The organism is Olivibacter sp. LS-1, from assembly GCF_008245145.1.
GTDB lineage: Bacteria > Bacteroidota > Bacteroidia > Sphingobacteriales > Sphingobacteriaceae > Olivibacter > Olivibacter oleidegradans.
Map to the genome: position 1 here is coordinate 2,193,787 of NZ_CP041643.1, position 12,899 is coordinate 2,206,685.

Here is a 12,899-nt window from a genome sequence, read left to right on the forward strand (position 1 = left end):
CAATGGAGATTTTAGTAAATGAGTCCTTAGCTCAATCAAAAACGGGACAATCAACGAAAAAATATTTACTGCCTTTTATATTGGTAACAGGCCTGTTTTTCCTTTGGGGAATGGCCCATAATCTGGATTCTATCCTGATTCCTCATTTGAAAAAAGCATGTAATTTGACCAATAGTCAATCGGCACTTGTCGACACATCCGTGTTTCTCGCGTATTTTATCATGGCCATTCCTTCCGGGTTTTTATTGAAGCGTTTCGGATATAAACACTGCATTATCATTGGTTTACTAGTTTTTGCCAGTGGGGCCTATCTATTCGTGCCGGCAGCAAACAATTTGAGCTATGAGATTTTTTTATTGGCACTTTTTATCATCGGTTGTGGTTTAGCTATCTTGGAAACCACGGCCAATCCTTATGCTGCCGTTTTGGGGAGTCCTGCTACAGCAGGACGTCGATTAAATTTAGCGGCCTCCTTTAACGGTTTGGCTGCTATGGTAGCGCCCATAGTAGGAGCCAACTTTATATTGTCTGGAAAAGAATATAGTAAAGACGCCTTGGCAGCTATGCAGGAGACCGAACGTTTGCATTATTTTATGGACGAAGCATCCTCGGTGAAACTACCCTATGTTATCTTAGGCACTGTACTTTTGCTAGTAGCAATTGCATTCCTTTTTGTCAAACTTCCGGAAGTTGGTCAACAACCGGAACATGTTGAAAAGAGCAACTTTTTTTCAGTGTGGAAATATCGGAATCTTAGTCTCGGTGTGGTAGCTCAATTCTTTTATGTAGGGGCGCAAGTTTGTATCACGAGCTTTTTTATTCGCATGGCTCAGCAGGGTGCGAATGTAGACGAAAAGACAGCTGGTTATTACTTAGGTATCTATGGGTTCTTATTTATGCTGGGTCGATTTGTAGGAACTTTTTTATTACGCTTTCTTTCGTCGCGCAAACTGCTGATTCTTTTCACTGCGTTTGCCCTTCTTCTCTGTTTGGTGGCTATTTTAGGTGAAGGGATGTCGGTAGTATATGCATTGGGATCAATCGGGTTTTTTATGTCCATCATGTTTCCCACCATTTTTGCGCTGGGCATTGAAGGTTTAGGAGACCAAACAAAGACTGCCTCGTCCTGGCTTATTATGTCCATTGTAGGAGGCGCTATTTTGCCGTACGGTATGGGTAGCTTAATAGATTATGCCGGTGATAGTATACAGATCGGTTATATCGTGCCTTTAGTCTGTTTTGTAGTGGTGCTGGCTTATGGATGGAGAGGACGATCTGTTCGTTATTAGTTGTTAGTTATTGGTTACTAGTTGTCGGTTATTCATTATTGGAGACGGATGGCAGCTAATTAGAAATAGGAATTATCAGAAATGAATATACAAGGTAAAGGAGCAAATATAAGGTATTTGCTTGTGTGTATGATGTTCATGCTCCCGTTTACATTGTTTGCGCAGCAAAAAAAACTTCCGATAAATGTGGTGCATACTACATCTGCCGATTCTTCGAAGGCGAAGCCTTGGGTCTTTTGGTATTGGATGCATTCTGCTTATTCCAAAGAAGGGATTACAGCTGATTTGGAAGCGATGAAAGAAATTGGGATTTCGGGCGCTTATTTAGCACCTATTAAGGGTAAAACGGATCCTCCTTTGTACGAACCGGTAATAGAAACGATGACACCCGCTTGGTGGGATTTAATACGCTTTACGTTGGAAGAAGCTGATCGTGTTGGAATAAAGCTTGCATTATTGCCGGGAGACGGTTTCGCGACCGCCGGTGGAAGTTGGATAAGTCCGGAGCTGTCGATGCAGAAAGTGGTATGGGCGGATACCGTTATTGCTGGCGGGAAAGATGTGCGACTGGCATTGCCCCAACCGGAAGCCTACCAAGGTTATTACCGTGATATAGCGACTTTTGCTCTGCCAGTAAAGGATTATCAACGTGAAGATAATCAGCCCACCGTAAGCACCAGTACGCGCACTGAAGCTCAATTTTTAACAATTAAGGGGAATAAGAAAAATTTTAGCAGTAAAGAACCCTGTTGGATTCAGTATACGTATAAGCAACCTTACACTTGTCGCGCTATCCAAATAGAAGTTGAAGGTTTTAACTATCAATCAGGCAGACTTATCATTCAAACAAGTAACGATGGTGTTCATTTTCAGGAAGTAAGCCGGCTCAAACCGCCGCGAGCGGGCTGGCTTGATTGGGATGTTGGACTGACGCATGCGATAGAACCGATTACGGCGCGATACTTTCGTTTTGTGTATGACCCTGAAGGCAGCGAACCGGGGGGAGAAGACCTGGACGCAGCAAAATGGAAGCCTAGCTTAAAGTTGTCGGGTATCCATTTATTGTCGACATCGCGTATCCATCAATACGAAGGTAAATCAGGCGTAGCTTGGCGAATCAGTGAGCCAAGCACTTCTTTGCAAATTGCAGACACCGATTGCATCAAGAAAGACCAGCTGATTAATATCTCTTCTTCTGTACAGGCGGACGGCACATTGACTTGGAAGGCACCTTCGGGAGTATGGAAGATTTTGCGTATGGGGCATACATCAACGGGGCATATGAACGAAACTGCCGGAAACGGTAAAGGCTTGGAATGCGATAAGATGAACCCGAAAGCCGTTGAAATACAGTTGCAAGGCTGGTTACAAAAGGCAATTGATGTGGCGGGTGATAGCTTAGCCCGTCAAGTCTTAAAAATTTTTCATGTTGATAGCTGGGAATGCGGTAGCCAAAACTGGTCGCCCGTTTTTCGTAATGAATTTAAAAGAAGAAGGGGGTATGATCCAGTCGATTATTTACCGGCGATGGCCGGATATCCGATAGCGAGTGCCGATTTTTCAGAACGGTATCTGTATGACATTCGCCAAACGATTGCCGAAGTAGTAAATACCAATTTCTTTGAACCCATAAAAGCCTTTACACATAAGCACGGAGCTGTTTTCAGCGCAGAAACGACAGCGCCAGTAATGTTAACCGATGGTATGGCTCATTTTAAGACGGTGGACATACCCATGGGAGAATTTTGGTTAAGGAGTCCGTCGCACGACAAGTTCAACGATGTGCTCGATGCAGTATCCGGCGCTCATATCTATGGTAAACCCCTTGTGCAGGCCGAGGCTTTTACCCAAATACGGATGGAGTGGGATGAGCATCCCGGAAATCTCAAAACATTGCAAGATCGAAATTACGCCCTTGGCGTAAATCGGTTGGTCTATCATATTTACGTACATAATCCATGGCTGAATAGAAAACCTGGAATGACTCTTAGTAGTATTGGTCTGTATTTTCAGCGTGATCAAACTTGGTGGAAGCAAGGAAAAGCATGGGTTGACTATGCTACGCGTGTACAACAGCTGCTGCAGGCAGGGACGCCGGTTACCGATTTGGCTGTTTTTACCGGTGAAGAGCTCCCAAGAAGAGCCATTCTTCCTGATCGCATGGTCTCAACCCTACCGGGTATCTTTGGTGAAAAGCGTGTATTGACGGAGCGAGCCCGGTTAGCTAATAAAGGCTTACCCATACAAAAAATCGCTGGGGTAAGTACAAGTGCGAATATGGTGCAACCTGAAGATTGGATAAATGCATTGCGTGGTTATGCTTATGATTCGCTTAATCCTGACATATTGTTGCAAGCAAAAGTGGAGGACGGACGCATCGTACTTCCTACCGGCGCAGCTTACGGAATATTAGTACTACCGGGTAGGCATGCTTTGCAGCCGAATGATCAAGCCATGAGCTTGGAAGTAGCGCGTAAACTGAAACAGCTTATCACTGAAGGTGCCAAAGTTGTACTAAGTAATAAACCACTGCGTACGCTGGGATTATCGGGTTTCCCGATGGCGGATACTGAATTGAATCGAATAACAGCACTTATCTGGGACGGCTCTTTCGAGCAAATGGAAGAAGGCGATAAATCTGTGCTCTTTAAAAAGCTCGGGAAGGGTATGATTATCAAGGCACCTTATTTGCTCTCTTCATTCAATCAATTCGGAGTGCAACCTGATGTTCATTTTAGTGAATTAGATGGCTCAGAAGCTACCGGCTTGGGCTTTAACCATCGGCGAACCGATGAAAAAGATATTTACTTTTTGACCAATCAACGAGAGCAAGATCGGAAACTGCTCGTGTCATTCCGGGTAGCGGGTAAAGTTCCGTACCTATATGATCCGGTAAGTAATATCGGGAAGCCCTTGGGCGAATGGCGTATCATAGGGGATCGCACGGAAATCCCGCTTCAATTTGCTCATAATGCTTCTTTATTTGTCCTTTTTAAGGAAGAAACCAACTTAAAAGAAGCTAAATCAGCAAGAAACTGGCCGCAGTTAAGCGAGACAAAGAAATTAATGGCCGCCTGGCATGTCGAATTCAATCCTGATTATGGCGGACCAAAAAAAGCAATTACATTAAAAGAGCTAAAAAGCTGGAGCGAGTTTGAAGATACATCGATACGGAATTATTCGGGTACGGCCCATTATCGGACGACTTTTCAATGGAAAGGAAACGCCCAGCACTCACCGGTTTGGTTACAGTTAGAAGAAGTGGCGAATATCGCTACCATTAAAGTAAACGGCGTAGATTGTGGGACACTTTGGACAGCGCCATACCGTGTTGATATTGGTAAAACGTTACGGAAAGGAGAGAACCAATTGGAGATAGCTGTAACGAATACCTGGGCGAATCGACTGATCGGTGATCAGGCATTGCCAATGGAGAAACGCATTACGCAAACAACGGCACCCTTCCGTTTAGAAGGGCAGCCTTTGTTGAAGGCTGGCCTTATTGGGACGGTGCGTTTGATGGAAGAAGAAGTTAATTAGCCAATTCATTAATTAGCTAATGTGATAATGGAAATAATGAACGATGAGTTATAAGTGAATGAGATAATGAATGAGAAGCAGTATCTTACAACGAGAGCCTAGCAGCCTACCGTAGGTAAGCTAAGGGATTTCGCTTTTAACATACAGATGAAGGTATTTATATTAAAAGACTGTTTTTTTTATTCAACTTTTCTTGATAAAAGTTGAGCAAACCGAAGAACGTAGTGATGAGTTCATGAACACCATTAAAAATAAACAAGAGTGAATAAATCAAGGCTTGTGTAGGCTACCTTGCACCTGATTGCAAAGCATCATTAGCGCGTATTGGAGCCGTTTCACTTCCTCAATCCGCTTGGATACCGTAATATGAGCAGACATGCAAATGCTTTGCTGCTCGTTGCGTCGGTATCCTCCAAGGCCGTTTATCCGATACTCGGGGGCCATATGGCTGTCCGCAAAAGCTTTCCGTTCAGCTGAAATATCGCCTAGGAAGTTTGCGGCTTGCAGGTTGAAGCACTACCATCGTAGCAAAGTTCCAAGCGATGAGTCTTTGGTTACTTTCTGCGGAAGAAAGTAACACAAATTAAAAAACCTGATTAGGAAAAACGTTCCTTTTTTTAAAAGCGAAACCGACCAACGGGAGTTCATCGAGGTAATCCCGGTAGATAAGATGAAGATCTGCCTTTGATCAATTATTATGTATGATGATATATAAAAATGCTATAAAAAGTCTTATTTGGTTAGGAGTATGTGCTACTCTTAATTTAAAAGCGCAGGAAGCCGCCTTGGTAAACACCTCTGCCAGCCCCTATGCGAAATTAAAACCTGTGGGAATGGACCAGGTACATTGGACGGAAGGTTTTTGGGCAAACCGATTCGAGGTGTGCAAAGAACGTATGGTTCCGCAACTATGGAGTGTTTATAACGATGAACATATCAGCCACGCCTATAAGAATTTTGAAATAGCTGCAGGTTTGGACACGGGGAGTCATAGTGGGCCATCTTTTCATGACGGTGATTATTATAAGATGTTGGAAGCCGTTGCGAGTCTATATGCTGTTACGAAAGATCCGGCACTGGACAAGAAAATGGACGAAGTTATCAAGACCATTGCTCTATCGCAACGGGAAGACGGTTACATTTATACATTGTCGATGATTCAGCAACGCAAAACTGGTGTAAAAAATCAATTTGAAGATCGCTTAAGTTTTGAAGCCTATAACATTGGGCATTTAATGACGGCCGCCTGCGTACATTATCGAGCTACCGGAAAACGTAATCTATTGGATGTTGCGATTAAGGCCACTGATTATCTCTATCGGTTTTACAAATCGGCTTCACCAACCTTAGCGCGAAATGCCATTTGTCCTTCTCATTATATGGGGGTAGTTGAGATGTATCGTACTTTAGGCGATAAACGATACCTGGAGCTGGCAAAACACCTAATTGATATAAAAGGCCAGATTGAGGACGGAACCGACGATAATCAGGATCGAATTCCCTTTCGGGAACAGCAAAAGGTAATGGGACACGCGGTGCGGGCAAATTACCTCTATGCCGGTGTTGCGGACGTCTATGCAGAGACAGGTGATACCAGTCTTTTTAATCAACTCCATAAAATGTGGACAGACGTCACCTCTCATAAAATGTATATAACCGGTGGTTGTGGTTCGCTATATGATGGAGTTTCGCCGGATGGCACTTCTTATGATCCCAAAGAGGTCCAGAAGATCCATCAAGCTTATGGACGAGACTACCAATTACCTAACTTCACCGCTCATAATGAAACCTGTGCCAATATCGGAAATATGCTATGGAATTGGCGGATGCTACTACTAACAGGTAACGCAAAGTTTGCTGACGTTTTAGAGTTGGCACTTTATAATAGCGTTCTATCGGGTATTAGCTTAGATGGAGAACGGTTTTTATATACAAATCCACTGGCTTACTCGGATAAATTACCCTTTAAACAGCGATGGTCGAAAGATAGAGTGCCATATATCGCATTGTCCAACTGTTGTCCGCCAAATGTAGTAAGGACCCTTGCAGAGGTACATAATTATTTTTATAGCGTTTCGGATGAGGGCATATGGATTAATCTATACGGTGGAAGTGAGTTAAAGACGTCATTGCCGAATGGGGGTACGGTTAAATTAAAACAGGAAACGGCTTATCCTTGGGATGGAGTGATCAAAGTTGTGGTAGAAGAAGCTGTTAAAGATGACTTTTCTTTGTTTTTGCGTATTCCCGGATGGGCGGACCAAGCCATGATTCAGGTAAACGGGCAGGACGTGAACAAAGTTTTGAAACCAGGCTCCTATACCATGATACGGAGAAAGTGGAAAAAAGGGGATGTTGTATTCTTGAAGATGCCCATGGAAGCTCATTTGATGCAAGCTAACCCATTGGTAGAGGAAAGCAGAAACCAAGTAGCCGTGAAACGTGGCCCTATTGTGTATTGTTTGGAATCTTCGGACTTGCCCCGAGGCAAGAGCATATTCGATGTAGCAATTCCTGCTGATATGACCTTTCAGACAGAAAACCAGTTGATTGACAACTGCCCTGTTACCTCTTTAACGGGGGAAGCAAAGGTAATCGACCAACAGCAGAATTGGGACGGTGTTCTTTACAGAAAAATAGACAAGGGCATTAAGAAAACGATACCGCTCCGATTCGTGCCTTATTTTACCTGGGGTAATAGAGGACATACAGACATGACGGTTTGGATGCCTGTTAGTTATTAGTTGTTGGTTATTAGTTATTAGTTGTTGGTTATTAGTTATTGGTTGTTAGTTATTAGGAGTGATAGTAAGACGAAATCAACATCGCACCCTATGGGTCGACTTGGCAGCTGATCGCTGATAACTGAACATAAATCTTATGTCCTTTATCTTAAGTCTTATGTCTTGATAAAAATAATTTAGTAAAATGAGAAGAGCACTTTTTATACTTTCTTTCCTCTTCATTTATGGCAGTGCTTTTGCCGAAATTAGGTTGGGAGCCATTTTTACGGATGGCATGGTACTTCAACGGCAGTCGGCCGTACCTATTTGGGGATGGGCGTCTCCTGGTACAAACGTAACGATCGAGAGTTCATGGAACCATCAAAAATATAATGTAAAGGCCAACGAGAAAGGTAAATGGCTTGTTAAGGTGCAAACACCGGACGCTGGAGGGCCCTATTCACTGGCTTTAAATGACGGTACGCCGTATACAATAAAAGACATACTAATTGGTGAAGTATGGCTATGTTCCGGTCAGTCAAATATGGAAATGCTATTAAAAGGCTTTAGAGGACAACCCATTATCGGGTCAAATGACGCAATTCTTCATTCGGCAAATAACCACCTTCGTTTATATACCGTGCCTCGATCCTCTCAGTTACAGCCTCAGGACGATAGCAAACCGTCGGTTTGGAAGGAGGCGAATCCTGAAAATGTAGCTAACTTCAGTGCTACCGCCTATTACTTCGGGCGCTTACTGCAAGAGATTCTGCAAGTGCCTGTTGGACTGATTCACAGCAGCTACGGCGGATCAACCATTGAAGCTTGGATGGATCGTGAACTGTTGCAGGATTTTAAGGAGGTTTCCTTACCAAAAGACAGTATTCCGGTAAAGAATCGGACCCCAACAACCCTTTTTAACGGGATGATTCACCCAATTGTTGGTTATACAATTAAGGGATGTATTTGGTATCAAGGTGAATCAAATTATGAAAACCCTGATCTATATGAACAGCTTTTTCCGGCCATGGTGAAGAGGTGGAGAGCTTTGTGGAATCAAGGGAATTTCCCTTTTTATTATGCGCAAATCGCACCGTATAATTATGCACAGCTGCCACCTTATCATACAGGTGGTAAATATAATTCGGCCTTTTTGCGGGATGCGCAAAGAAAATCACTGGAGAAAATACCTAATAGCGAAATGATTTCTTTAATGGATGTAGGCGAAGAAAATTGTATCCACCCTGCTAACAAAAAAGTAGGCGGAGAACGCTTTGCTTTAATTGCCTTGTCAAATGTATACGGCAAAAAAGGTTTTGCCTGGGCTTCCCCTAGCTATGAATCAATGGAGGTGCAAGGAGGACAGGCGATTGTACATTTTAAGCATGCTACCCTTGGTCTAAGCGCTTTTGGCGGTGAATTACATAATTTTGAAATAGCAGGCGAAGACAAAGTTTTTTACCCGGCGCAGGGATTGATTAAAGGCAATACCGTTATCCTAAGCTCGCCTTCCGTAGTGAAGCCGCTGGCAGTCCGTTACGCCTTTAAAGATTTTGCAAGAGGCGAACTATTTAGTACTGCCGGCTTGCCCGTTGCGTCCTTTAGAACGGATAATTGGTAAAATGGTTAAGTTGTTAAGTAGGGAAGTGGTTGAGAAGGTTATACGGAGATATTAGTCAATGTGATGATGTGATAATGGAAAGCCCTATAGCGATAGGAGCGAGCTGAAGGTGTATAGCCGATAGCTAAAAAAAATTGAAAAAATAATGCAAAGATATTTTATCCTATTCTTTTTTTTTCTTTGGAAGTTTTCCGTTGGTCAAGAGGTAGATCTAAGTTCATATAATATTATATGGAACAGCCAAAGTAACAATTCGAGCGAATCCATGCCTTGTGGGGGAGGGGATGTGGGACTGAATGTATGGACAGAGAAGGGCGACGTGCTATTTTATATTGCGCGCAGCGGAACCTTTGACGAAAACAATACGTTATTGAAATTAGGGCGCGTTAGATTGCGCTTATCTCCTAATCCATTTTATGGTGGCACCTTTAAACAGGAATTGAAGCTTCGGGAGGGGACCGTATATATTGAAGCGAAGAACGAAGAGATTTCAGCAAAGATCAACTTGTGGGTGGACGTGTTTGCACCTATCGTTCATGTAGACATTGCGGCTGATAAACCTCTGCAAGTAACAGCTACTTACGAAAATTGGCGGTACCAAGATCGGGTCACAAAAGGTAAGGAAAACAATGCAAATTCCTATAAATGGGCGCCGCCTGGTGATGTTATTGCAAAAAAAGATATCGTAGGTTACGAAGGTAGTAGCGGAGTTTTATTTTATCATCGAAATAAGGAAAATACCGTTTTTGATGTAACTGTGAAACAACAAGGTCTGGATAGTGTTAAAAAGAAGTTATTCGATCCCTTGTCTGACCTGACCTTTGGTGGATTCCTGATCGGTGAAGGTATGCAACAAGCTGGTGAAACTTCAGGCAAATACCAAGATACAGATTATAAGGGGTGGCGTCTAACGACCGAAAAACCAACAAAAAAACAATCAATCAAAATTTACCTTCATACAAAACAAGAAAAATCGGTAGATACTTGGAAGAAGGAATTGTTGCTCTTAGCTAAAACGAAGAAGGATAAGGGGGCTACTGTTCATAACAAGGAATGGTGGGCGAATTTCTGGGATCGAAGTTATATCTGCATCAAGCCCGGGAGTAAAGACACCAGCGATATTGATTGGCAAATGGCCCGGAATTATCAGCTATTTAGGTATATGCTGGCTTGTAACGCTTACGGAGCATATCCGACAAAATTTAATGGCGGACTTTTTACCTATGATCCGTCGAGGATAGATACGGCAATGACCTATACCCCTGATTTCAGGAATTGGGGTGGAGGCACTCATACGGCTCAAAATCAACGTTTGGTATACTGGCCCATGCTAAAGAGCGGAGATGTCGATTTGATGAAGCCCGCATTTGACTTTTACCGTAGGATATTAAGCAATGCTGAGTTGAGAACGCAAACCTATTGGGGCCACAAGGGCGCCAGCTTTACCGAGCAAATCGAAAACTTTGGCCTGCCGAATCCGGCCGAATATGGGTGGAAGCGGCCAGTGGATTTTGATCGGGGAATGGAGTATAATGCTTGGTTGGAATATCAATGGGATACCGTATTGGAGTTCTGCATGATGATATTGGAAAGCCATCGTTATACCGGCGCTAATATTCGTCCATATATGCCTTTAATAGAAAGCTGTTTACAGTTTTTTGATGAACATTATCAATACCTAGCGAAGAAGAGAGGACGGAAGGCTCTGGATGGAGATGGACAGCTTGTGCTTTATCCCGGATCGGCTGCTGAAACCTATAAAATGGCTTACAATGCAAATTCCACCATAGCAGCTTTGAAAACCGTTACGGAGGGACTGTTGACGCTTCCTGATACATTATTGCCTTCTTCAAGAAAGGCCGAATGGAAAAAGATGCTATCCCGTATTCCTCCCTTAAGCTATAGAACGATAGATAATCGTATCTTACTGGCGCCGGCAAAACTGTGGGAACGGGTAAATAATGTCGAATCACCTCAATTATACCCTGTTTTTCCCTGGGGACTCTATGGGGTTGGGAAGCCGGGCTTAGATACGGCCCGTAATACCTATCAATTCGATCGGGATGCGTTGAAATTTAGAAGTCATATTGGCTGGAAGCAGGATAACATATTCGCTGCCCGTTTAGGGTTAACAGATGAAGCTTTACGGTTAAATCGATTAAAATTAAGCAATGCACCTCGTCGATTTCCTGCGTTCTGGGGGCCGGGTTTTGATTGGGTGCCGGACCATAATTGGGGCGGCTCGGGTATGATCGGTTTGCAGGAAATGTTGTTGCAAACCGTAGGAGATAAAATCTATGTGCTTCCGTCGTGGCCGTTGGACTGCGATGTAGCTTTCAAACTGCATGCTCCTAAGCAGACGACCGTTGAGGTGGAGGTGAAGAATGGGAAAGTTAAAAAGCTAATCGTTAAGCCGGCAAGCCGAAGAAATGATGTTATTTTACCCGAATCTACTAATATCTTGGAATCCTCAAACAATATCAATGAAGTTACGGTGTTTTTTCTGCTCCAGGAAAGTATATTCACAAAAAAAGCCCTACTGTAAGGTAGGGCTCTTCTTTGTTCTTAGGAGGACGTTATTCTGCTACAACCACAAAAGGAACTTGTACTTTAACTTCCTTGTGTAAGTTTAAATTAGCAGTATATTCGCCAAGCTCTTTTGGCTCTACATCAAAAGTGATACGACGGCGATCAACTTCAAAACCTTCTTTTTTCAAAGCATCAGCGATTTGAATCGTGTTAACCGAACCGAAGATCTTGCCGGTTTCTCCAGCTTTAGCGCCTATTGTTAATTTAACAGACTCTAATTTAGCTGCAAGATCGGTAGCATCCTTCTTGATTTTTTCTTGTTTAAATTGCGCTTGTTTAATGTTTTCTGCAAGCACTTTCTTGGCTGAAGGAGTAGCTAAAATCGCTAAACCTTGAGGAATTAAGTAGTTACGACCATAACCATTTTTTACGGTTACGATATCATCCTTCTCGCCAAGCTTCTTAATATCTTGTTTTAAAATAATTTCCATGTCGTTCTTACCTCCAGATTATTTTAATGAATCAGTTACATAAGGTAATAAACCAATATGGCGTGCACGTTTCACAGCCTGTGCCACTTTACGTTGGAATTTTAAAGAAGTTCCTGTTAGGCGGCGAGGTAAAATCTTACCTTGATCATTTACAAACTTCAATAAAAAGTTTGCGTCTTTATAATCGATATATTTAATACCGTTCTTTTTGAAACGGCAATACTTCTTACGGTTATCCTCTACTTTAGGGGCAGTAACGTATTGAATTTGCTCTTTTGCCATTATTTTGCTACCTCCTCAGTTTTCGTTTCAGGTTTCTTGTTAAAAGCACCGCTGCGCTTTTTCTCGTTATAAGCAATTGCATGCTTATCTAACGAAATGGTAAGGAACCGCATAACACGTTCATCACGTTTGTACTCAAGTTCCAGTTTGCTGATTAATTCACCTGGAGCCTTGAATTCTGTTAGGTGATAGAACCCTGTTGTTTTTTTCTCAATAGGGTACGCTAATTTTTTCAAACCCCAATTATCCTCGTGGATAATTTCGGCTCCGTTTTCAGTAAGAATGTTTTTGAATTTGGCAATTACCTCTTTCGCAACCTCTTCTGATAACAACGGGGTAAGAATTACTACGGTTTCGTATTGTTGCATTTTGTTAAAAAGTTTGTTATTATAATGTCCGCACAAAGCGGAGCGCAAAGATAGGT

8 protein-coding genes are annotated in these 12,899 nt (G+C 42.7%); 5 read left to right on the forward strand and 3 right to left on the reverse strand.

Annotation, left to right across the window (positions count from 1 at the left end):
• Positions 1 to 2 precede the first annotated feature (2 nt).
• From fucP to FKG96_RS08755, 5 genes are all read left to right on the forward strand, one after another.
• Positions 3 to 1,289, forward strand: coding sequence for an L-fucose:H+ symporter permease (fucP, locus tag FKG96_RS08735; RefSeq protein ID WP_130856859.1), 1,287 nt, complete (start codon positions 3 to 5; stop codon positions 1,287 to 1,289).
• Between the two features lie 129 nt (positions 1,290 to 1,418).
• Positions 1,419 to 4,829: a glycosyl hydrolase gene (locus tag FKG96_RS08740; RefSeq protein ID WP_246860258.1), complete on the forward strand. Its 3,411-nt coding sequence runs from the start codon at positions 1,419 to 1,421 to the stop codon at positions 4,827 to 4,829.
• A 701-nt stretch (positions 4,830 to 5,530) separates the two neighbouring features.
• Entirely contained in the window at positions 5,531 to 7,573 is a 2,043-nt protein-coding gene (locus FKG96_RS08745; protein WP_242627265.1) for a glycoside hydrolase family 127 protein, read from the forward strand.
• A 184-nt stretch (positions 7,574 to 7,757) separates the two neighbouring features.
• Positions 7,758 to 9,173 (forward strand): sialate O-acetylesterase, encoded by a 1,416-nt coding sequence (locus FKG96_RS08750; protein WP_130856861.1) that lies wholly within the window; start codon positions 7,758 to 7,760, stop codon positions 9,171 to 9,173.
• A 145-nt stretch (positions 9,174 to 9,318) separates the two neighbouring features.
• A complete protein-coding gene (locus tag FKG96_RS08755) occupies positions 9,319 to 11,718 on the forward strand; it encodes a DUF5703 domain-containing protein (protein WP_246860259.1) in 2,400 nt (799 codons plus the stop codon).
• A gap of 31 nt (positions 11,719 to 11,749) precedes the next feature.
• On the opposite strand, the gene rplI is transcribed toward FKG96_RS08755, so the two are convergent.
• Genes rplI through rpsF form a run of 3 tightly spaced genes read right to left on the reverse strand, consistent with a single transcriptional unit; the run spans position 11,750 to position 12,843 of the window.
• Positions 11,750 to 12,193, reverse strand: coding sequence for a 50S ribosomal protein L9 (gene rplI / locus FKG96_RS08760; protein WP_013665625.1), 444 nt, complete (start codon positions 12,191 to 12,193; stop codon positions 11,750 to 11,752).
• A gap of 18 nt (positions 12,194 to 12,211) precedes the next feature.
• Complete coding sequence (gene rpsR / locus FKG96_RS08765) at positions 12,212 to 12,475, reverse strand: 30S ribosomal protein S18 (protein WP_013665626.1); 264 nt, start codon at positions 12,473 to 12,475, stop codon at positions 12,212 to 12,214.
• Complete coding sequence (gene rpsF, locus FKG96_RS08770; RefSeq protein ID WP_013665627.1) at positions 12,475 to 12,843, reverse strand: 30S ribosomal protein S6; 369 nt, start codon at positions 12,841 to 12,843, stop codon at positions 12,475 to 12,477. Before rpsF ends, rpsR begins: the two co-directional genes overlap by 1 nt.
• Positions 12,844 to 12,899 lie beyond the last annotated feature (56 nt).

Excerpts from the sequence above, each read along its gene's own strand:
- FKG96_RS08750 (WP_130856861.1), top strand. The coding sequence starts at position 7,758 with ATGAGAAGAGCACTTTTTATACTTTCTTTCCTCTTCATTTATGGCAGT.
- FKG96_RS08745 (WP_242627265.1), top strand. The coding sequence starts at position 5,531 with ATGATGATATATAAAAATGCTATAAAAAGTCTTATTTGGTTAGGAGTA.
- FKG96_RS08740 (WP_246860258.1), top strand. The coding sequence starts at position 1,419 with ATGATGTTCATGCTCCCGTTTACATTGTTTGCGCAGCAAAAAAAACTT.
- rpsR (WP_013665626.1), bottom strand. The coding sequence starts at position 12,475 with ATGGCAAAAGAGCAAATTCAATACGTTACTGCCCCTAAAGTAGAGGAT.
- fucP (WP_130856859.1), top strand. The coding sequence starts at position 3 with ATGGAGATTTTAGTAAATGAGTCCTTAGCTCAATCAAAAACGGGACAA.
- rpsF (WP_013665627.1), bottom strand. The coding sequence starts at position 12,843 with ATGCAACAATACGAAACCGTAGTAATTCTTACCCCGTTGTTATCAGAA.
- rplI (WP_013665625.1), bottom strand. The coding sequence starts at position 12,193 with ATGGAAATTATTTTAAAACAAGATATTAAGAAGCTTGGCGAGAAGGAT.
- FKG96_RS08755 (WP_246860259.1), top strand. The coding sequence starts at position 9,319 with ATGCAAAGATATTTTATCCTATTCTTTTTTTTTCTTTGGAAGTTTTCC.